Consider the following 20,347-nt stretch of genomic DNA (forward strand, 5'->3'; position numbering starts at 1 on the left):
AGCCGCGATGGCGACCAACTTTGGATATCAGGACGAAGACAAAGCCATGCAGCTTGCGGGTCTTCGCGCTCTTGATCGCGCGGCGAAAGGATTGGACCTTTTGTTCAAGGAGAAGGGGCGCGAAGCGCTCGTTCCCTTGCTAGACGACGCCGATCTGAGCGTGCGCGTTTTCGCCGCGGGATACCTGCTCAAGCTAATGCCGGATCGGGCGCTCGCGGTGCTCGGCGACATCCGGCTTCGCGGCGAAAGTGAAGTGCGCGTGACCGCCGGCAGCCTATTGAGACGGTTCGAGAATGGGACGCTGGACATGTGACCCGATGCCTGGCGCGGATATGTAACCGAGCGCATTGCGGAGTTTCATCGGGATGCGTTGGCTGCGGCTTCCGCCTACATTTAGCCCAAGCTCATTTTTCACGAACTCAGGAGCCGCCATGGATGCCGTCCGCAAGCCCAAAGACCAGCCCACGCCTTGCGCTGTCATTCGCGCTGCGGAAAACGCCACCGGCAAGCAAGGGCTCACTTTCAAGCCTGGCGTTTCCGCGCAGAGCGTCGGCGCGACGGGCATTTATCTCGAGCTTTTGACGATCCCGCCGGGCGGTCGCGCCAAGGCGCATAAGCATGTCTCGCATGAGACGGCGATCTATATGATCTCGGGCGAGGCCACGACCTATTGGGGCGAGCGGCTCGAGAACAAGGTCGAGACCCGCGCCGGCGACTTCGTCTATATCGGCGCCAATGTCCCGCATCTTCCCGTCAACACGGGCAGCGAGCCCGCGGTCGCCGTCGTCGCGCGCACCGACCCCGATGAGCAGGAGAGCGTCGAGCTTCTGCCGCATCTCGACGCGCTCGCGCCCTGAGACAGCAGCGTCACGAGCCACAGGCGCAGGGGAACGAGCGTCATCGCTTCGCTTCGCCGCGATGACGGATAGCCTACTCAGCAAAATGCACCGCGAGCCAGACGGTCGGCTGCGCGGCGTCCGTCCATTCCACGCGATGACGGACATGGGCAGGGATTTCGAGCCAGTCCCCCGGCCCAAGCAGCCGCGCTTCAGCTTCGTCGGCGAAACGCAGCGCGGCGCGGCCTGAAACCACGACGACCCATTCCGTCCAGGCCTGATCGTACCAAAAGCCCGGCGGGCTCGCCTGACCCGTCGAGACGATGCGCTCGATGCGCGCCCCCGCGTTTTCGGCAAGGGTCACAAGCTCTTCGCGATCCGCCGGCGCGGGAATTTGCGCGAAGAGATTGCCCGACTTGATCACGCCCGCCTCCTGCTCTCCTAGAGCATGACACGGAAAAGTGCGAAGCGGTTTTCCGGTCATGACATGCTCTCACTTTTTGACTTGACGCGGTTCCTTCTCGCTCGAACGATTCCGTTCGAGCGGGAAACGCGCTAGGCGCGTTTCGCCGCGCCCGCGCCCGCTTCCCCCTCGGGAATTCGACTGTTAAGAGACTTTGGCGGCCCCAAGCCGCCCCGCAGCCCTTAGAGACGCCGAAGATCATGCCCGCCATCCCCGATTTCTCCCAAATCCCTTTCGCGCCGGCGAAGGCTTTGCCGCCCAGCCCCGAGGCTCGGCGCTGGCTGACGCCCGAGGGGATCGAGGTGAAAAACCTCTACGCGGGCGCGGACACGGCCGGGCTCGACTTCCCGCGCTCCTATCCCGGCCTCGCGCCCTTCGTGCGCGGGCCTTATCCCACCATGTATGTCGCGCAGCCCTGGACGATCCGGCAATATGCCGGCTTCTCCACGGCCGAGGACTCCAACGCCTTCTACCGGCGCAATCTCGCCGCGGGCCAGAAGGGCCTCTCCGTGGCCTTCGATCTCGCCACGCATCGCGGCTATGATTCCGACCATCCGCGCGTCGCCGGCGACGTGGGCATGGCGGGCGTCGCAATCGACTCGATCTACGACATGCGCACGCTCTTCGACGGCATCCCGCTCGATCAGATGAGCGTGTCGATGACGATGAACGGCGCGGTGCTGCCCGTTCTCGCGCTCTTCATCGTGGCGGCGGAAGAGCAGGGCGTCTCGGCCGACAAGCTCACCGGCACGATCCAAAACGACATTCTCAAAGAATTCATGGTGCGCAACACCTATATCTATCCGCCCGCTCCTTCGATGCGCATCGTTTCCGACATCTTCGCATACGCCAGCAAGCATATGCCGAAGTTCAACTCGATCTCGATCTCCGGCTATCACATGCAGGAGGCCGGCGCCTCCGCCGATCTCGAGCTCGGCTACACGCTCGCCGACGGCGTCGAATATGTGCGCGCCGGCATGGCCGCCGGGCTCGACATCGACGCTTTCGCGCCGCGTCTCTCCTTCTTTTTCGCCATCGGCATGAACTTCTTCATGGAGGTCGCGAAGCTGCGCGCGGCCCGGCTCTTGTGGGCGCGGCTGATGAAAGATCTGGGCGCGAAGTCGGAAAAGAGCCTGACGCTGCGCACGCATTGCCAGACCTCCGGCTGGTCGCTCACCGCGCAAGACGTCTATGTGAACTCGATTCGCACCTGCATCGAGGCGATGGCGGCGACGCAGGGCCATACGCAGTCGCTGCACACAAACGCGCTCGACGAAGCGCTCGCCCTGCCGACCGACTTCTCGGCGCGCATCGCGCGCAACACCCAGATCGTCTTGCAGCAGGAGAGCGGCACGACGCGCACCATCGATCCTTGGGGCGGCTCCCATTATGTCGAGCGGCTCACGGCGGAGCTCGCCAAGCGCGCGCTCGTCCATATCGAGGAGATCGAGAAGCTCGGGGGCATGGCGAAGGCGATCGCCGAAGGCGTGCCGAAGCGCCGCATCGAGGAGGCCGCCGCCAAGACCCAAGCGCGCATCGACACGGGCCAGCAGGTCGTCGTCGGCGTGAACAAATATCAGCCGACGGACGACGTCGCGCCCGATGTGCTGAAGATCGACAATTCCGCCGTGCGCGCCGCTCAGCTCGGAAAGCTCGCGCGGCTGCGCGCCGAGCGCGACGAAACGAAGACTCAGGCCGCGCTCGACGCGCTGACCGAAGGCGCGACGTCCGGCGCCAATCTCCTCGATCTCGCGGTCAAAGCCGCGCGCGCCAAGGCGAGCGTCGGCGAGATCTCCTTCGCGCTCGAAATGGTCTTCTCGCGCCATAAGCCCAAGGCCAATGTGATCTCGGGCGTCTATGCGAAAGAGGCGGGGATCGACACGCCGGTCGTGACGCGTGTCAGGGGCATGACCCAGGCTTTCGAGGAGAACGAGAAGCGCAAGCCCAGCATTCTCGTCGCCAAGATGGGCCAGGACGGCCACGACCGCGGCCAGAAGGTGATCGCCTCGGCCTTCGCGGACTTAGGCTTCAACGTCGTGATCGGCGATCTCTTCGCGACGCCGGACGAGGTCGCGAAAAAAGCCGCCGAGGCGAATGTGCATGTCGTCGGCGTCTCAACCATGACGGCGGGCCATCTGACGCTGACGCCGCAGCTCCGCGACGCGCTCAAGAACGCCGGGCGCGACGACATCATGATGGTCGTCGGCGGCGTGATCCCCAAGCAGGATTTCGAAGCGCTCTACGACGCCGGCGCAAGCGCCATCTTTCCGCCCGGCACGAATATTCCCGAGGCGGCGGAGAAGCTCCTGGAGGAGCTCAACATAAGACTCGGCTATGCGCAGCGGGAGCCGCGCTGAGCTAGCGCGTTTCCCGCTCGAACGGAATCGTTCGAGCGATAAGGAATCGCGCCAAATCAGAAGGTTGGAGCATGTCTTGACCGGAAAACCGCTTCGCGCTTTTCCGGGACATGCTCCAGCGCCCGCTGCGTAAATCGACCCTGCGGTGTCTTCACTTGCGGTTGCTGGGCGCCCCGCCGGCGACCGTGCCGGCCTCGGTCCCCGGCGCGGCCTCGATCCCCGGCGCCCCGGCTGCGGCCTCGCTCTGCCGACTCGGTCGGCCGCCAACATAGGGATTGGCCTTCTGAACCACCGTCGAGGGCGCGACGGGGGTTCCGACCGCTGGTCCGCTCGTGTCGCCCACCGACCCCGCGCGCTCGACCGCCGCCGCAGCGCCGCTGAAGCTGAGGGCCGAGACCAGAAGCAAGAGAGGTTTGATCGCTTTCATGCGCGCCTCCATCGGCGATCGGATGGCGGCTAACGCGATCCGCTCGCCCTTTGGCGTCTCGATATAGGGCCTCGCCGAGGATCGACAACGAAAGGAGGCAAGGGCTGCGTTTTTGCGAGGCAAGCTCGACCTTCCCTGCCGTCGACAGCCTTATGGGGGATTCGTATGAGCGCGCGTCCCGATCGCTTGGCGTCACGCGCTCGAAAAGAACCAGACCTGAAAACCGCTTCGTGCGTTTCCCTGATATGCTTTGGAGCGAATTCCGTAAGAATTGAAAGATTTTTGCGGGCGGAATTCGCTCCAACCATGCGATTGAGTTCGATTTCTTATCGCTCGAACGATTCCGTTCGAGCGGGAAAAGCGCAGGATCACGCTGTGTTCAGGCGGAATCGCCTGAACACAGAAAACATGATCGATTCTGAAAGTTTAGAGCGCGATTTGTACGAAAAACCGGTTTTCACTTTTTCGCATCGCGCGCTAGCGCGTTTCCCGCTCGAACGGAATCGTTCGAGCGATAAGGAATCGCGCCAAGTCAAAAAGTTGGAGCCTGTCATGACCGGAAAACCGCTTCGCACTTTTCCGTGACACGCTCTAGGGTCGGCGGTTAGCTTCCCGCCCTTGGGCTTTCTCGACTTTTTCCTTCAGCCCGATCGAAGGCCTGAAATTCAAAATCTTGCGCCGGCGGTTGGGCTCGCCTTCCGTTGGAAGAGGATCGCGGCTTGGACGCCTCGTTCTTTCTCGGATAAAAAATGTTCCGAATTCGTGCAGTTTCACGCTCTCTTCTCTCTTCGACAGCGCGTCGGCGATCTCTTGCAAGGCGCATTCAAAAATTCGCGTCGCCTCCCGGCGCGACAGGTTTGGCACGCGCTTCATGATCGCGGTGGCGATATCGTAGCGCGTCACTGTTCGGGAAGTCTTTGTGGAGGCGACGTGAGGGATCGGAGGCGCGGACGAAAATGGCGCATGGTAAGTCTCGGGCCGCATATTAAGCTCCATTATCTACGCAGTTATACGTAGATTGCTATATTGGGACAAGTGGCGTCGGAAAAAAGCCTTATTCAACAAACTCGATCGAGGCGGCTCGGCTCGGAAATGCGGACGCAGCGGACGAGCTCTCCCAGGCGAGGGCCGTGACGAGAGCCAGCGCAGCGAGCGCTGTGATGAGCCGACGCAACATCGAGAGTGTGACCATAGGCTGTTCTCCGTTTTCGCCTCGTTGCGAGGCGTCGCGAAAATGCGCCAGCGGCCAAGCGGCCGCCGTGCGCCGTCGCACACGCGTCGAGCGCTCGGGCGTCGATCTGTGCGCCATCGCACCTGCGACGGGAGATCGGCCGCATTGAAAGAAAGGGAGAGCTGATGGGCCTGCCGCCGATCGATCCTCTGGTCGCCGTGGGCGTTGTTCTGTCGACGGCGGTAACCGATGCGGTCTACGTGTTTTTCAACGCGGCCGTCGCGGCGCGGCGCCGCATCGCCGCGGCAAGCTGGAGCAGCGTCTGGTATCTGCTCTCCGCCTTTGCGGTGATCAGCTACACGTCAAATTGGGTGTATGTGCTCTTCGCCGCGCTCGGCTCGTGGGTGGGCGGCTTTTTGTCGATCACGGCGCTCGAATATATCTCGCCCTCTCGGCGCGAATGACGCTCGATCACTCGCTTTGGGAATGAGCCCTGCGCTTTCGAGAGATTTTTCGCATCGTGACGAGCTCCTCCGCGAGCGTCGGATGCAGCGCCATCGTCGCGTCGAAATCGGCTTTGGTCGCGCCCATGCGCAGCGCCAGCGCGAGAAGCTGAGCCATCTCCGCCGCCTGCGGGCCGAGGAGATGGGCGCCCAGCACGCGCCCGCCGTCTGCCGCGACGATGAGCTTCATATAGGCCTTCGTCGACCGCCCCGTGAGCGTCGCCTGCATCGGCCGGAACTCCGCTTCATAGATGTCGAGCTCGCCGACGCGGCCCGCCGCCTCTTCTTCGGTGAGCCCCACCGTGCCGATCTCGGGCGTCGAGAAGACGGCGGTCGGCGTGAATTCATAATCGACGGGCGGCGCTCCTTTCCCAAAAAGCCGGTCAGCGAGCGCCTGGCCCTCGCGAATCGCGACCGGCGTCAGATTGAGCCGATCGGTCACGTCGCCGACCGCGTGGATCGAGGCGACGCTGCTCTGTGAGGCGGCGTTGACCATGATGGCGCCCTGCTGAGAAAGCTGCACGCCGGCGGCTTCGAGGCCGAGTCCCGCGGTTGCGGGCCTTCTGCCGGTCGCGGCCATCACGATGTCGGCTTCGAGCGAGCTCCCGTCCTCGAACCTTGCGCGGAGGGTCTCGCCCGTCTTTTCGAGCGACCCGAGCTTCGCCAAAGGGAAGAGCTCGACGCCCGCATCGGCGAGACCCGCGGCGAGGCGCGTGCGCAGGTCGTCGTCGAATCCGCGCAGCGGCAGATCGGCGCGATAATGGAGCGTGACCTTCGCGCCGAGCTTTGCGAAGAGCGCGGCGAATTCGACGGCGATATAGCCGGCTCCTAGTATGAGCAGTCGCCGCGGAAAACTGGGCAGGTCGAAGATTTCGTTCGAGGTGAGCGCGAGCTCGATTCCTGGAACCTGCGGCGCATGCACCGGGGCGCCGCCGGTCGCGACGAGAATATGGCGCGCGCTGAAGACGCGCCCGTCTGACAGGCAGACCGCTTCCGGACCCTGAAGCGTCGCACGCGCCGGAAAGATCGAGACGCCCGCCGCCTCGAGATTGGCCCGGTAGAGCCCCTCGAGCCGCGTGATCTCTCGCTCCTTTGCGGCGACGAGCCGGCTCCAATCGAACTCGGCTCCGGCGACGCTCCAGCCGAAACCGCGCGCGTCCTCGAAGTCGTCGGCGTAGCGCGACGCCATCACATAGAGCTTTTTGGGAACGCAGCCGCGAATCACGCAAGTGCCGCCGAAGCGGAAGCTCTCGGCGATGCCGACCTTTGCGCCATGCCCGGCGGCGATGCGCGCAGCGCGCACGCCCCCTGAGCCCGCTCCGATCACGAAGAAGTCGAAGTCGAAATCCGCCATGCGATCCCGCCGTGTCTCGTGGCCGCGCCCGCTCAGCGCGGTTCGCGTCGATGCAGGCGCCATAGCGTGAATTCGCGGCGGCTCAAAGCGCCTCTTCGGTCCGCCCGGCGCGTGGAAGCTTACCCCGCTGTCAGCTCGCGTTCGAGCCCGTCGACGCCTCGATAACGACGGTGGGGGTCATTGGCGCGGCTCCTTCGCTTCCGCCTGCTTGATCAGCTTTTGCGAGACATAATCCGCTGCACGTCGCCAAGCCTGCTCGTCGTCGCCGCGAAAGGTCAAGTGACGGTCGTCGAGAAGGCGATTTTCATCGACATCGATCAATTCCACGCGACCCCATTGCACGAGCGTGCTCATCTTGTGCAGACCCCCAAACAGCATGAGCTTCGCTCCGGCGCGACGCGCGATGACGAAGAGTTCTTCCGGCGCGAAGGCCTTCGCCGAACAAGGCGTGGCGGGGCAGGCGGCGGCGACGACGCGATAGGCGCCGCTGCCGGCAAGCGCAGCGCGGATCCGCTCCGCGAATTCCCCGAGCCGGGCCTCGTGGATCGCTTTCTGGTCCTGTGGCTCGCCGGAGCTGTCGGAGTAGTCGAAGTCGAGGACGGTGATGGAGATGGGCTCCAAGGCGTCGGCGCGCATCGCGACCGTGGAGAGCGCCAAGATCAGCGCCACGCATTGGCAAGCCTTCCGCAATTGCTCCTCCATCCTCACAGGCCCTTCCAGCGGGTTTCGACGATGAGCCCAGCGGCGCGGACGTCGGCGACAGGCTGCTCTGCGGCTCTGCCCCCGACAATGTCGAGCCGGCCTGAGATTTCATGGGCATTTTGCCCGACGAGTCTCGCGCCCGATGGCCGAGCCCAAGAAAAAGGATTAACTTCCCAGGCCAAGGAGCAGAACATGCCGATCATCGCGCAGTCCGTGTTGCGCCTCGTTTGCGTCGCGGCTTTTTGTCTGGCGGCGACGACACTGTGGGTCGTCGACTCCGCGCATGAGGCGATCATGGAGTCGACGGCGGCCTCCGCCGAGCGCGTCGCCGGCCAGCTGCAAAATCTCTATTGGCGCGAGCTGCTGTGGCGAGGCAGTCTGCATAAGACTCTCGTTCTGCCGGTTCCCGAATGGGAGACGCTTGAGACATTAAAGCTCATCTCCCCGGGAGTGTGCGTCGATTTCGCGCCCGGCGACGGCCCCGCGAAGCGCCTTTGCAGCCAGATCGAGGGCGTCGGCGCTGCGGCGCCGGCTTGGTTCTCTCGGGTCTTTCTCGCCTGGTTCGGGGCGCCGCCCCCGATCTCGCGGTTCATGACGGTGCGCCAAAAGGACGCCGGCGTCCTCACCGTGCAGGCCAATAGTCAAGCCGCCGTTCGGCTCGCCTGGCGCGAAGCGTCGATCGTGCTTCGCGTGGCGACGTTGATGGTGATCGCCGTCGTGCTTCTCGGGGCGCTCGCGCTCGGGCATTTGCTCGCGCCCACCCGGGCGATCGTTTCAAGCCTGCGGCGCCTGGAGCGCGGCGACTTCGGCGTGTCGCTGCCGGCCTTCGGCGCTGCGGAGTTCGGCGTCATCGCGCGGGCCGTCGACGATCTCGCGAGCCGGCTCTCGGAGGTCACCGAGGAGCGCATCGCCCTGACCCGACGCCTTTTCGAAGTGCAGGAGGAGGAGCGACGCGCGCTGGCGCGCGATCTGCACGACGAATTCGGCCAGAATCTCGCGGCCGCCACTGCCTTCGCCGCCTCGATCGAGGCCGGAGCGAAAGACAGGCCCGATCTCGCCGAGGATGCGCGAGCCATTTCGCGGCTTGCGCGCAGCATGCGGGCGACTCTTCGCCAGGCGCTGGCCCGGCTGCGGGCGCAAGAGCTCGAGGAGCTGGGTCTCGAGGCGTCCTTGGCGCGTCTGGTCGCCGGTTGGAACGCCCAGGCCGGACGCGGCCCCGCCTTCAGGCTCGACGTTAGCGGCGATCTCGCGGGCCTGCCCGGAACCGTGACGATCGGCGTCTATCGCGTCGCGCAGGAATGCTTGACCAACGCCGCGCGCCACGGCCGCCCCAATGAAGTGCGGCTCAGCATCGCGCGCGTCGCGGCGGCGGGCGGCGGCGTCGCGCTCTGCGTCGAGGACGATGGCGGCGGTCATGCGGGCCGGATCTTGGCGGCGCCGGGCAGCGGCGTGCTCGGCATGCGCGAAAGGATCTCCGCCCTGGGCGGAAATCTTCGCATCGCCGAAGCGCCCCGCGGTGTGCGTGTGGAGGCTTACATCCCGGTGCGCGAGGCGGCGTGAGCGACCTTTCCATTCTGCTTGTCGACGACCATCCGATCGTGCGCGAGGGCTATCGCCGCCTGTTGGAGCGTTGGCCCGGCTATCGCGTGGTCGCCGAGGCCGGCGACGCCGCTGCGGCCTATGAGGCCTATCGCAAGTTCAGACCCGACGTGACGGTCATGGACCTCGCCCTGCCGGGCGCCGGCGGGCTCGAGGCGCTACGCCACATCCGGCAATGGGACAAGCGTGCGCGCGTGCTGATCTTTTCCATGCACACCGGCGCCGCCTTCGCGCTGAAGGCCTTTGAGGCCGGGGCGATGGGGTATGTGACGAAGAACAGCGACGCGGACGAGCTTCTCCGGGCGGTGGCCTGCATTGCGGCGGCGACGCCCGGATCTACGCGGATGGCGCTCAGCAACGACATCGCGCTCGAGGTCGCTGCGGAGCGGCTGGCGGGCAAAACCTCGCCCGTCGACCGATTGGCGCCGCGAGAAACAGAAATCCTGCGGCTCGTGGCGACCGGCATGACGACGCAAGCCATCGCCGACGCGCTGTGCCTCAGCCCCAAGACCGTGCAGAACTATACCTATCAGATAAAAGCGAAGCTCGGCGTCGAGACTGACGCGCTTCTCGTCTGGACAGCGTTGCGCGCGGGGCTCGTGGCTTGGGCGTGAAGCCTCGCCGCGCGCTCTGCCGCGCCCGTCAGTGCGCGTAGGCGACCGAGCCACATTTGCGCCGATCATAGAGAGCGCTTACCGACTCGATAGAGTCGTCCCCCTCCGCGCCAACGAGCTCTTCCACCTCGAGCGACGGCTCCAGCAGACACGTCAGCCCCCGCAAAATGGGCTGATCCGCGCCGACGATCTCACGCGAGAGGGCCTGCATCGTCTCGCCGTCGGCGCAACGCGCGAACTCCTGCACGAGGATCGCGACGAATCCACCCATTTCCATGCCTTTCTGGCGCGCGGCGGCCGCCACGCGCTCAGCGAAGGCGCCGCCGATGCACCGCACCGCCGCTTTCGCGACATGGGCGTTGGAGCAGGAATGGATCATGTCTGCGATCACCATGAGACCCTCCGCTTACGTCTATTCCGCCATCGACTTGAGCGTTCAGCCCCGAGACGGCCCAAGAGAGCCCCTCGCGGCGTCGCGCCCACAATGAACCGCTTACGATGGGAACGCTTACGCAAAAAGCTCGCCGGGGAATCCCCGAGGCCTCGCCGTGTTTCCTCATGGAGCGGTGAGCCCGAGCGACAATGCGCACTCGTGCTGCGAAACGTAAACGCGCGCACCGCGGAGCTGGTTCCCGCGGTGTGGAATATTTCTATTGTGCAATGCGCAATCGATCTCGCAATATCTACCAGGATCCCACATTTTTCATGGATTTCCAAGGTTCTGCCGGCGGAAGCGGCGATCCGCGCTGCAGCAATTCAATGGAAATATTATCCGGCGTTCGCACAAACGCCATATGTCCGTCACGTGGCGGGCGATTGATCGTCACTCCCTGGCTGGAGAGCTTCGAGCAGATCTCGTATATATTGTCGACCGCGAAGGCCAAATGGCCGAAATTACGCCCGCCGCTGTAGTCTTCCTTGTCCCAGTTATAGGTGAGCTCGACCATGGGCGCCGCATTTGTTCGCGCCGCGGCCGCATCTTCAGGCGCCGCCAGATAGATGAGCGTATAACGACCCTTTTCGTCGTCGACGCGGCGAATCTCCTCCAGCCCAAGGCCGCCGCAAAAAAAGGCGAGCGACGCCTCGACATCGGACACTCTGACCATCGTGTGCAAATACCGCATCGCCCCTCTCCTGCCTTGAGCGCGTCCTTGCGCCCTCTCCGCTCGAGCGAAGTCGTTCAAGCGGGAGCCGTCGCGCCAGGATAAAATGCTGGAGCGACATTCCGAACGCAAAAGTCTATCAGCTTTTGCAAAACTCGCTCTCGATGCGGGCGAGTCGCGAGCGCGGAAGCCAATTGCGGCCGCGTTGGTCAAAATTTAACCCTATTTGCCGGCTTCCGCTATGGCGGCGGCGAGGGGCTTTTCCCGCGCCGCGCCGCCGATCGTGCGACCGGCTTTAGGGTGGAGGGAAGCCATGCCGGCTGTGGAGCAAAAGCGTCTCCTGGAGGCTTGTCGCGCGCTCGGCGAAGCCGCTGGCGGGCAACCCATGCTGCCGCCGCTCATTCGCGAGGCGGGCGAAAACGAGGGGAGCGGCGGGACCGTCCATTACGTCGCCGTGGGCGACGCCTGGGTCCGTTTCGAAACGCGTTTCGATAAAGCCTATGTCAATCGCCATGAATTTCCGCTTAAGCGCCTGCCGCTTCTGATCGACTGCGCCTTATGCGATCAAGAGCGCCGGCCGCAGGCGAAAATGCTCGACGAGGAGGAGAAATTCGCCCTGCTCTGCGCCTTCTTTCTCGCGGCGCAGACGCCGATCGGGGTCGAGCCGATCGAGGACACGGGCGATTACCGGCTGAGCCTGCGGCTTTCGTCGACGTTCGTCGTCGAGTGGCGCGAGGCGTTCGAGACGGCCGCGCTCGAGTCCTGCGAGACGCTCTGCCGGCGGGTCGCCTCGAGCCTGTGGGAAAAATCCCGCGAGTTCTTTGCAAGCGAACGCGTTGGACTGGCCGTCTGGAGCCTGCGTGCGGCGCAAGAGCTGCTCGGGGCGCCGAAGCTCTCCCCGAGGGCGGTCGAAGACTTCGTCGCCGCCTCTCTCGCGGAGGATCGGCAGGGCCGCAACGAGATTATCGTTCCGCCGCTACCCGAAAGTCGGGCGGAGGCGTTGGCGCTGATGATGTCGCTGGGCAATAAGTCCGCGGCGATGGCCGTCGCCGCGCCGCCCGCGCCGCTGAGCGACTTCGCCACCGTTCTCGTCCCCTCGGCGGATCGACTGGTTCCCTTGGCGGCTCCAGAACCCGCTTTCGGTGGGAAGGCCTGGGGCAGCGTCGCGACCGGAGTTCTCGCTGCGGCCATTCCGCTCGCGCTCATGGTCAGCGTGAGCGCTTTCATGAGCCTGTCCCACCAGGGAGAGGTCGAGGCGCCGCGCATCGAGGCGAGAGAAGCGCCGACTCCGCCGCCTGCCGCGGTCTCCGTCGCGGCTCTAGCGCCGGTGGCCGTCGATGCTGGCGCAAAAGACGCTCTTGCCCCGACCGAGCCGTCAGGGGCGGAGAGCGCGCATACTGTCGTCGATCAAAAGCCGGCCCCTGACGCCGCGGCCGCGCCGCCCGCTGCGCCCAAATCTCGACGCACGGGGCATGCGTCGGGCAAGTCGCGCCGCGCGCGGAACCCGCTCACGGAAGTGCAGCGCGCGGTCGGCCGATTTACGGCGGACGTCTGGGACGGGTTGTCGTCCATCCCGAAGCGTTTCGGAGGCGTTTCATATTACTGAGATTGCCAGCGGGTACGGGAGTCGACAGGAGCCGCTGCGACGCCAACGTCCGCGGCTCGACGCGTTTTCCGCAGCCTGATCCCCGAGCCCGATGAACGAGATAGCAGACGCCGAGAGGAACTCCGCCTCACGCAAGCAGAGCGCGGCCTTGGCCTCCATCGCCGCCAGCGCCCTCCTGGCGCTCGCCAAGCTGGGGGTGGGGCTCTGGTCGGGCTCGCTGGCGCTGCTTTCAGAGGCGGGGCACGCCGGCGTCGACACGGGCGCGACGATCCTGACCTACTTCGCCGTTCGCGAGGCTGACAAGCCCGCGGACGCGGAACACCATTACGGCCACGGCAAATATGAGTCGCTCGCCGCGCTTGTGGAGACGGGCCTGCTCTTCGGCCTTGCCCTCGTCGTCGTGAGCGAAGCGGTGCGCCGCCTGCAGGAGCCGCCGCATGAGATTGACGTCAACGCGGGATGGCCGGCCTTTGCGGTGCTCGGCGTCTCGATCCTCGTCGATCTCGTGCGCTCGATGCAGCTTTCGCGCGTCGCTAGGGAGGAAGGCAGCGACGCGCTCGCCGCCGACGCTTTACACTTTGCAAGCGATCTCATTTCCTCCGTGCTCGTGGTCATCGGGCTCGGCGCGATGCGACTGGGCTTTCAGCACGGCGACGCGGCGGCGGCGCTGGGCGTCGCGCTATTCATCGCGGTCGCCGGCTACAGGCTGGGCCGGCGGACGATCGAGACATTGCTCGACGCGGCTCCGAGCGCGCTCATTCCGCCCCTGCGGGCCGTCATATCCGAGGCGCCGGGCGTCATCGCCCTGGAACGACTGAAGCTGCGCCAAGTCGGCCGCCAGATCGTCGGCGAAGCGACGATCTCAGTGTCGCGCAGCCTCAGCGTCGATCAGGCGGAGCGCATTAGTCGGGGCGTTGACGCCGCGATCAAAGCCTATGCGCCGGAGGCGGAGATCACGCTGATCGCCGCGCCCCGCGCCCTCGACGACGAAACTGTGATCGAGCGCACGCGCTTGGTCGCCGCGCGTCGTCATCTGCCGGTGCACCACATCGTTGCTCAGGAGATCCAGGGGCGGCTTTCGATCAGCCTCGATCTCGAGGTCGACGGCGGCATGAGCCTGCGTAGCGCCCATAATATGGCGAGCGAGCTCGAGGAGGCCATTCGTGACGAATTCGGCGCAGAGGTCGAGATCGAGACGCATATCGAGCCCGCCGCGCCGCTGGTGATGGTCGGCCATGACGTCGACTCCGAGACGCGCGAGACAATCGAGACGGCGCTCGAGCGCTGCGCTGCCGAGCGCGGCGTGCTGCGTCACGTGCACGACGTGCGCGTGCGGGGAGTCAATGGCGGGCTCGTCGTCAACTATCACTGCGAGCTTGACGGACTCCTCTCGGTCGAGGCCGCGCATGAGGCGGTCGACGTCGTCGAGCGCGACTTGCGCCAGCACTTCGCGCAAATCATCCGCATCGCGGGCCATTGCGAGCCGCTGGGCGCCGACGAGACGCCATAGAGCGCGATGTTTCGCGCCAATCGGGCTCTAAACTTTTAGAATCGAGCACGTTTTCCGCGTTCAACGTAAACGGGGGGGCGAGGCCGCGCCTTTTGCGCCATGCGCCCTAAGGTAGAGCTTAGGGGAGCCGCTCCTGCGCGGCTTATGAGGCGAAAGCAATGGCGAAGCCGGATAATGGACGTGAGCAAAATCGGCGGGGATGGCATTTCGACATCGCTTATTTTCTGCTGGCTTTGATTGCGATCTTGATCTTCCAGCAGCTCTGGACCGCCTATACGTCGACCGAGGTCATACCCTTCAGTGAATTCACGAAGCTCTTGAACGAGAAAAAGATCGCCGAGGTCGAGGTGGGCGACAAAGTCATTCGAGCCACCTTGAAGGAGGCGGCTCCCGATGGCCGCAAGCAATTGCTCACCGTTCGCGTCGATCCGGCAGTGGCAAGCGAGTTGGAAAAGGAGGGGGTGAAGGTTACCGGCGTCATGGAAAGCAGCTGGATCACCACCCTGCTTTCCTGGATCGTGCCGACCGCCTTGTTCTTTTTCATCTGGAGCCTGCTGTCGCGTCGCGTCGGCCAGGGGCTCGGCCCGCTCATGTCGGTTGGCCAGAGCAAAGCCAGGGTCTTCGTCGAGACCGACGTGAAGATCGGCTTCGCGGATGTCGCCGGCGTCGATGAAGCCAAGGAAGAGCTCCAGGAGATCGTGGCCTTCCTGAAAGACCCAAAGACGCACGGGCGCCTTGGCGCGCGCATCCCCAAAGGCATATTGCTCGTGGGGCCGCCCGGAACCGGCAAGACCCTGCTCGCCCGCGCCGTCGCGGGAGAGGCGGGCGTGCCGTTCTATTCGATCACCGGCTCCGAATTCGTCGAAATGTTCGTCGGCGTCGGCGCCGCGCGGGTCAGGGACCTCTTTCAGCAAGCGCGCGCAAACTCCCCTTGCATCATCTTCATCGACGAGCTCGACGCTCTGGGCCGGGCGCGCGGGATCTCGGGCTTGAGCGGAGGCCATGATGAAAAAGAGCAGACGCTCAATCAGCTATTGAGCGAGCTCGACGGTTTCGACCCGACGATCGGCGTGGTGCTGCTCGCCGCGACGAACCGCCCCGAGGTGCTCGACCCCGCTCTGCTGCGCGCCGGACGCTTCGATCGGCAGATCTCGGTCGATCGCCCCGACAAGAATGGGCGCAGAGAAATTCTCGAGGTGCATCTCAAGAAGATCAAGCTCGCCGCCGACATCGATCCCGTGCAGATCGCCGCGCTCACTCCCGGTTTCACCGGAGCGGATCTCGCCAATCTCGTCAATGAGGCCGCCGTGCTCGCGACGCGGCGTCAGGCCGCATCCGTGACCCTCGAGGATTTCACCGCCGCGATCGAACGAAGCATCGCCGGCCCCGAAAAACGCAAGCGCCTGCTCAATCCCCACGAGCGGGAGATCGTCGCTTATCATGAAATGGGGCACGCGATCGTCGCCATGGCGCTCCCGGGCGCCGATCCGATCAAGAAGGTGTCGATCATTCCAAGAGGCATGGGCGCCTTGGGCTACACGATGCAAATGCCGACGGAAGACCGCTATTTGATGAGCCGCACGGAACTGCTCGACCGCATGACGGTGCTGCTCGGCGGACGGGCGGCCGAGATGGCGGTGTTTCACGAGGCGACGACCGGCGCCGCCGACGATCTGCAACGGGCGACGGAATTGGCGCGCTCCATGGCGACGCGTTACGGAATGGAGAGCGAGATCGGACAGGCGTCCTTCATCACCGATCGGCCGCGCTATCTGGATCTGGCGGGACTAGGACCCCAGCCTTCCGAAATGAGCGAGGAGACGAGCGCTAAGATCGACGTCGCGATCCGCGATCTCATCGACAAAGCCTTCCAGCGCGCCTCAAAGATTTTGCGAACCTGCGCAACGGAGCACAGGGCCGCCGCCATTCGGCTCCTCGACCAGGAGACATTCGGCGACGCCGATCTCGACCAGATCCGCTCGGCCGTGACGGCGCGGATGCAGGAGGCCGAGCGGGCGGAGAGCGAGAGGAAGCGCGAAGAGCCGAGCCTCTCACCGCCGGCCGCAGAGACCGCAGTCGGGGCTCTCGCCGAGCTTACCGAGATCTCGAAGCGCGCGCTCGCGAGCGTCACGCATCGGCTGGGCCTGCGCTAGAGCATGTCTCGGAAAAGTGCGAAGCGGTTTTCCGGTCGAGACATGCTCTAAATTTTTGACTTGGCGCGTTTCCTAATCGCTCGAACGATTCCGTTCGAGCGGGAAACGCGCTAGACAGAGCGCGTTCGCCGGATTGTCGAAGGCGCTCTGCTGCGGTAAGGCTGCGTTCAGCCGGCCTGCGGCGCCGAGCCAGCTTGCGGCGGGGCGCCGGTTTTGATCTGCACGGTCTTGACGTTCTTGACGGCCTCTCCGGGCTTCTTGACGCTCACATGCAGCACGCCTTTGTCGAGATGGGCGGAGATCGCGTCATCCGCGGGGCTGAAAGGCAGGCTCATCGAGCGATAGAAAGAGCCGAAGCTGCGCTCCTCGACGTGCCAGTCCTTCTCATCCCTTTTCTCCTCGTGCTTTTTCTCGCCGGAGATCACCAGGCGATTCCCTTCGACGCTGACCTTGATGTCCTTCTCCTCGACGCCGGGCAGCTCGGCTGTCACCTCGAGGGCGCCGTCGGTTTCGGCGACATTGATCGCCGGCGCTCCGGCGCCGACGCTCAGCGCGGGGAGATTGTGACCGAAATTGCGGACCATGTCCTCCATCTCGCGCCGTAATGACTTGAACGGATCTGGCGTCAGATCCTGGCCGCTCCAAAGGCTTGGCACTTTCATCGGCAAGTCTCCTCTGTTGAAGTGAATTGACCAGTGAATGAAATAGGCGGTTTCTCGCCTTTCGATAGGCTAGCGGGGCGATGTGTCGCGCTGGAGACAGGCCGGGTTTCGCGGCCGGATCAATCAGGACTCTCTGTCGAGCCCGCCCTCGCTTTTGCCGTGAAAGTCCTTCTCCGAGCGCCGCCTTTCTCGAGCGACGACGGCATTGGCGGCGCGCACCGCCCGGCCTTCATCTCCCGTCTCTCCCAACACCTCATTCGCCACTTCAGACCACAATCGACAGAGATGCGGGGTATCCGCCTTATGCGTGTGTCTCGGCGCGTCTTGGGGGAGCCAAGGCATTGTCAGGCGATCTCCGGCATCTTCTCCGACGCGCGGCAAAGCAAAGGCTCCGCCGCGGATTGCGCCGTCGAGAAGCGGCTTGCGCGAAAGGCCGGCGACCAATGGCCCTGCGCCAATCCCGCCTTGGCCTTCAAATGCGCGAGGAACTCCTCCTTCTCGTTCAGCATCTCCCAGACAGCGGGCAGAAATATTGCCTGTCGGCCCGCATCCTCGATCAGCAGCCCGTCGCGATGCGGCTGCAATTGCGACAAGAGATCCGCCTCGCCTTCAAAGCGCATCGGCTCCAACGGCGACAGCAGCGTCACGGTCAGGGAGAGCGTCCCCCACTCGAGGCGTTGTAGCGGCGCGAAGCGCGGATCGGAAAAGGCCGACCTCACGGCGTTCGCCTTTATGTCCTCGACGAGGGGGCGTCTTGCCGAAACAGAGCCGCAACAGCCCCGCAAACTCCCTGCTCTGTGCAGGGTCACGAAGCTCGCTCCGGCGCGCCCAAACTCGGGGGGCAGCTTCTCCGAGGGTTGCGAGGAGCTTTCGCCGCAGATGGCGCGGCGCGCGAGATCGTTCATCATGGCGCCATGACGGCTGACGAGGTCGTCCGCGGCGGTCATCGGTTCTGCTCCCAAAAAGCCCAGGCCCCATAGCCGACGACGCGATGGCGAGGGCCGGCTGTGTCGCCGGAATTGCGCAGGTCGAGCGTCCTCACCTGTAGGCCCCGGCGGCGTGCCGCCGCGAGCAGCCCGTTCACCGGCGCGGCGCCGCAGGCCTGCTCCGGATTGAGCGAGGCGGGGTCGAGCCGCTCGATCGCCGCGCAAGTGCTCTCGTCCAGCGCGCGACAGGCTTCGTAATCGAGGTAATGAGAAAGGTCGGAGGAGACGACGATGAGGGTCTCGGGACCGTCCCATAACGCCTCGAGCAGATCGGCGGCCGGCTCGGCGCCGACGCGGCCGAAGAGGATGGGAACCAGCTTGAATTCTTGCAGGACGACCTGGAGAAACGGCAATTGCGTCTCCAGGCAATGCTCGCCCTCATGCGCCTCATCCAAGAACCCGAACTGCGGAATCTCCCGCGCTCGGTCCAGCCATTGCCGATCGACCGGAACGACGCCGAGCGGCGTTTCATAGGCGTCAGCCGACGTCGCCGCCATGCCGGTGAAGGCGACGCGATGTGAAGGCCCGAGCAGCACCACGCGGGAAATCTTTTCGCGCGCCTTGGCGAGGAGGCGATATGCGGCGGCGGCGACCGCGCCGGAATATACGTAACCGGCGTGCGGCGCGATCAACGCTTTGGGCGGCGGGACGTCGTCGAGCATCGGCCGAGAAAGCGCGGACCCTCGCGCTGCTGAAACCCCGCCGAGCAATTCGCTGACGCTCGCGCGCAAGTCGATCGGATCCGCGGGGTAAAACAGCCCCGCCACAGCCGCGGCTCTGGTCGCGCGTCTCGCGCGCGTTTCAACCATCATCGGCCTCTTTCATTCGCAACAGGGCGTTTCCATCTAAGCGTCATGCACATGACAGACACGATCGATCTCGCCGTCGCGCAGCCAGCCGCACGTTATTGGCATGCGCTCGACGACGGTCGTATTCAATGTGATCTCTGCCCACGGTTTTGCAAGCTGCGGGACGGACAGCGGGGGCTTTGCTTCGTGCGCGCTCGCCAGGGCGATGCGATGACGCTCACCACCTATGGGCGTTCGTCGGGCTTCTGCGTGGACCCGATCGAGAAGAAGCCGCTCAATCATTTTCTGCCCGGCACGCCGATCCTTTCTTTCGGCACGGCGGGTTGCAATCTCACCTGCAAGTTCTGCCAGAATTGGGACATTTCGAAAGCGACCGAGCTCGATCGCCTTCAGGATCAGGCCTCGCCCGCGCAAATCGCGCAAGCGGCGAGAGAGATGGGCGCCCGTTCGGTCGCCTTCACCTACAACGACCCCGTGATCTTTCTCGAATATGCGGTCGACGTCGCGCAGGCCTGTCGCGAAGCCGGCGTTAAGACCGTGGCCGTCACCGCCGGCTACATCACGCCTGAAGCCCGCAAGGAGTTCTTCAGCGCGATGGACGCGGCGAACATCGACCTCAAGGGCTTCACCGAGGAATTTTACAAGACGCTTTGCACGGCGGAGCTTCGCGCGGTGCTCGACACGCTCGAATATGTGAAGCACGAGACACGATGCTGGCTCGAGATCACGACGTTGCTGATCCCCGGCCGGAACGATTCTCCGGCGGAGATCGAGGCGCTGACCCAATGGGTTCGCGAGCGGCTCGGCTCCGATACGCCACTGCATTTCTCCGCCTTTCATCCGGATTGGCGGATGCGCGACACGCCGAGAACGCCAAAAGCCACGCTCGAGAGGGCGCGCCGGATCGCGTTGGAGAACGGGCTTCGATACGTTTACACGGGCAATGTTCACGATGAATCGGGACAAAGCACCTATTGCCACAACTGCGGCGCGCGTCTCATCGGGCGTGACGGCTATGACCTCACCGCCTGGAAGCTGACCCCGGAAGGCCGCTGCGCCGAATGCGGCGAGCCATGCCGCGGAGTCTTCGAGGAGCGTCCGGGCGACTGGGGATCGCGGCGCGCGCCGGTGCACCTTGCGAAAAGCGAACCGGCCGTAGCCGCGATCGCGTAAAAATTTTGAGCGCGATTTGTGCGAAAAGCCGGTTTCCACTTTTCCGCATCGTGCTCGAGGCGAAGCTTTCGAGTCTTGATTGCGAATGCGCCGCTGGACGGAACCATTGACCCGATCACGCTTCCAACGCCGGTCAATCTTTTGCGTTGCGGCACCGGAGGTCCAAGGGTTCGACTTCCTAAGCTGGCTTTCCTCGCTGCAGTGCGAAAACGCGAGCGGCGATTGAGCCTTTCGAAAACCTAGTAAATATCAAGCTTTGGCTCGACGCGTCGTAAGCCCTGCGCTATCGTGCCTCTGCTCTCGTTATTGACGGGAAGAC

21 protein-coding genes are annotated in these 20,347 nt (G+C 64.5%); 11 read left to right on the plus strand and 10 right to left on the minus strand.

Features of this window, described 5'->3' with window-relative positions; translation table 11 throughout:
* Window positions 1–7 precede the first annotated feature (7 nt).
* Together QMG80_RS04345 and QMG80_RS04350 are read left to right on the plus strand one after the other, a co-directional pair.
* The gene (locus QMG80_RS04345) at window positions 8–313 is read left to right on the plus strand and encodes a HEAT repeat domain-containing protein (RefSeq protein ID WP_085771697.1); all 306 of its coding nucleotides are present in this window, start codon (window positions 8–10) and stop codon (window positions 311–313) included.
* 118 nt (window positions 314–431) lie between these two features.
* On the plus strand, window positions 432–857 hold the full coding sequence (locus tag QMG80_RS04350) for a cupin domain-containing protein (protein WP_085771698.1): 426 nt from the start codon (window positions 432–434) through the stop codon (window positions 855–857).
* A 73-nt stretch (window positions 858–930) separates the two neighbouring features.
* On the opposite strand, the gene QMG80_RS04355 is transcribed toward QMG80_RS04350, so the two are convergent.
* On the minus strand, window positions 931–1,320 hold the full coding sequence (locus QMG80_RS04355; protein ID WP_085771699.1) for a cupin domain-containing protein: 390 nt from the start codon (window positions 1,318–1,320) through the stop codon (window positions 931–933).
* A 179-nt stretch (window positions 1,321–1,499) separates the two neighbouring features.
* Here QMG80_RS04355 and scpA point away from each other — a divergent pair, with 179 nt between their 5' ends.
* Window positions 1,500–3,656: a methylmalonyl-CoA mutase gene (scpA, locus tag QMG80_RS04360; RefSeq protein WP_085771700.1), complete on the plus strand. Its 2,157-nt coding sequence runs from the start codon at window positions 1,500–1,502 to the stop codon at window positions 3,654–3,656.
* A 151-nt stretch (window positions 3,657–3,807) separates the two neighbouring features.
* On the opposite strand, the gene QMG80_RS04365 is transcribed toward scpA, so the two are convergent.
* Window positions 3,808–4,083, minus strand: coding sequence for a hypothetical protein (locus tag QMG80_RS04365; protein ID WP_158658718.1), 276 nt, complete (start codon window positions 4,081–4,083; stop codon window positions 3,808–3,810).
* A 165-nt stretch (window positions 4,084–4,248) separates the two neighbouring features.
* Here QMG80_RS04365 and QMG80_RS04370 point away from each other — a divergent pair, with 165 nt between their 5' ends.
* Window positions 4,249–4,668 carry a hypothetical protein gene (locus tag QMG80_RS04370; RefSeq protein ID WP_158658719.1) on the plus strand — a complete coding sequence of 140 codons (420 nt, stop codon included), beginning with the start codon at window positions 4,249–4,251 and terminating at the stop codon, window positions 4,666–4,668.
* 6 nt (window positions 4,669–4,674) lie between these two features.
* Here QMG80_RS04370 and QMG80_RS21655 read toward each other — a convergent pair whose 3' ends face one another.
* Entirely contained in the window at window positions 4,675–5,079 is a 405-nt protein-coding gene (locus tag QMG80_RS21655; RefSeq protein WP_085771703.1) for an HU family DNA-binding protein, read from the minus strand.
* Window positions 5,080–5,439: 360 nt separating this feature from the next.
* On the opposite strand from QMG80_RS21655, the gene QMG80_RS04375 reads away from it, so the two are divergent.
* Window positions 5,440–5,718 (plus strand): hypothetical protein, encoded by a 279-nt coding sequence (locus tag QMG80_RS04375; RefSeq protein WP_085771705.1) that lies wholly within the window; start codon window positions 5,440–5,442, stop codon window positions 5,716–5,718.
* A 7-nt stretch (window positions 5,719–5,725) separates the two neighbouring features.
* On the opposite strand, the gene gorA is transcribed toward QMG80_RS04375, so the two are convergent.
* Both gorA and QMG80_RS04385 read right to left on the minus strand, forming a co-directional pair.
* Window positions 5,726–7,111, minus strand: coding sequence for a glutathione-disulfide reductase (gene gorA, locus QMG80_RS04380; RefSeq protein ID WP_085771706.1), 1,386 nt, complete (start codon window positions 7,109–7,111; stop codon window positions 5,726–5,728).
* A 177-nt stretch (window positions 7,112–7,288) separates the two neighbouring features.
* Window positions 7,289–7,801, minus strand: a complete 513-nt coding sequence (locus tag QMG80_RS04385; RefSeq protein ID WP_158658721.1) for a DUF2380 domain-containing protein — start codon at window positions 7,799–7,801, stop codon at window positions 7,289–7,291.
* A gap of 204 nt (window positions 7,802–8,005) precedes the next feature.
* Between QMG80_RS04385 and QMG80_RS04390 the strand changes: the two genes are divergently transcribed.
* Both QMG80_RS04390 and QMG80_RS04395 read left to right on the plus strand, forming a co-directional pair.
* Window positions 8,006–9,373: a sensor histidine kinase gene (locus QMG80_RS04390; RefSeq protein ID WP_085771709.1), complete on the plus strand. Its 1,368-nt coding sequence runs from the start codon at window positions 8,006–8,008 to the stop codon at window positions 9,371–9,373.
* The gene (locus QMG80_RS04395; RefSeq protein WP_085771710.1) at window positions 9,370–10,026 is read left to right on the plus strand and encodes a response regulator; all 657 of its coding nucleotides are present in this window, start codon (window positions 9,370–9,372) and stop codon (window positions 10,024–10,026) included. Before QMG80_RS04390 ends, QMG80_RS04395 begins: the two co-directional genes overlap by 4 nt.
* A 28-nt stretch (window positions 10,027–10,054) precedes the next feature.
* On the opposite strand, the gene QMG80_RS04400 is transcribed toward QMG80_RS04395, so the two are convergent.
* The gene (locus QMG80_RS04400) at window positions 10,055–10,420 is read right to left on the minus strand and encodes a hypothetical protein (protein WP_085771711.1); all 366 of its coding nucleotides are present in this window, start codon (window positions 10,418–10,420) and stop codon (window positions 10,055–10,057) included.
* A 289-nt stretch (window positions 10,421–10,709) separates the two neighbouring features.
* Window positions 10,710–11,150 carry a VOC family protein gene (locus QMG80_RS04405; protein ID WP_085771712.1) on the minus strand — a complete coding sequence of 147 codons (441 nt, stop codon included), beginning with the start codon at window positions 11,148–11,150 and terminating at the stop codon, window positions 10,710–10,712.
* A 292-nt stretch (window positions 11,151–11,442) separates the two neighbouring features.
* Here QMG80_RS04405 and QMG80_RS04410 point away from each other — a divergent pair, with 292 nt between their 5' ends.
* The 3 genes from QMG80_RS04410 (at window position 11,443) to ftsH (ending at window position 16,398) form a co-directional block, all read left to right on the plus strand.
* A complete protein-coding gene (locus QMG80_RS04410; protein ID WP_085771713.1) occupies window positions 11,443–12,735 on the plus strand; it encodes a hypothetical protein in 1,293 nt (430 codons plus the stop codon).
* Window positions 12,736–12,826: 91 nt separating this feature from the next.
* Window positions 12,827–14,245 (plus strand): cation diffusion facilitator family transporter, encoded by a 1,419-nt coding sequence (locus QMG80_RS04415; RefSeq protein ID WP_085771714.1) that lies wholly within the window; start codon window positions 12,827–12,829, stop codon window positions 14,243–14,245.
* Window positions 14,246–14,403: 158 nt separating this feature from the next.
* Window positions 14,404–16,398, plus strand: coding sequence for an ATP-dependent zinc metalloprotease FtsH (ftsH, locus tag QMG80_RS04420; RefSeq protein WP_085771715.1), 1,995 nt, complete (start codon window positions 14,404–14,406; stop codon window positions 16,396–16,398).
* A 167-nt stretch (window positions 16,399–16,565) separates the two neighbouring features.
* Here ftsH and QMG80_RS04425 read toward each other — a convergent pair whose 3' ends face one another.
* From QMG80_RS04425 to amrB, 3 genes are all read right to left on the minus strand, one after another.
* Complete coding sequence (locus QMG80_RS04425) at window positions 16,566–17,060, minus strand: Hsp20/alpha crystallin family protein (RefSeq protein ID WP_085771716.1); 495 nt, start codon at window positions 17,058–17,060, stop codon at window positions 16,566–16,568.
* Between the two features lie 344 nt (window positions 17,061–17,404).
* Window positions 17,405–18,007, minus strand: a complete 603-nt coding sequence (gene amrA / locus QMG80_RS04430) for an AmmeMemoRadiSam system protein A (RefSeq protein WP_085771718.1) — start codon at window positions 18,005–18,007, stop codon at window positions 17,405–17,407.
* Window positions 18,004–18,855, minus strand: a complete 852-nt coding sequence (gene amrB, locus QMG80_RS04435; protein WP_085771719.1) for an AmmeMemoRadiSam system protein B — start codon at window positions 18,853–18,855, stop codon at window positions 18,004–18,006. Before amrB ends, amrA begins: the two co-directional genes overlap by 4 nt.
* 51 nt (window positions 18,856–18,906) lie before the next feature.
* On the opposite strand from amrB, the gene amrS reads away from it, so the two are divergent.
* The gene (amrS, locus tag QMG80_RS04440; RefSeq protein ID WP_085771720.1) at window positions 18,907–20,028 is read left to right on the plus strand and encodes an AmmeMemoRadiSam system radical SAM enzyme; all 1,122 of its coding nucleotides are present in this window, start codon (window positions 18,907–18,909) and stop codon (window positions 20,026–20,028) included.
* The last annotated feature ends 319 nt before the right edge of the window (window positions 20,029–20,347 follow it).

The organism is Methylocystis bryophila, from assembly GCF_027925445.1.
GTDB lineage: Bacteria > Pseudomonadota > Alphaproteobacteria > Rhizobiales > Beijerinckiaceae > Methylocystis > Methylocystis bryophila.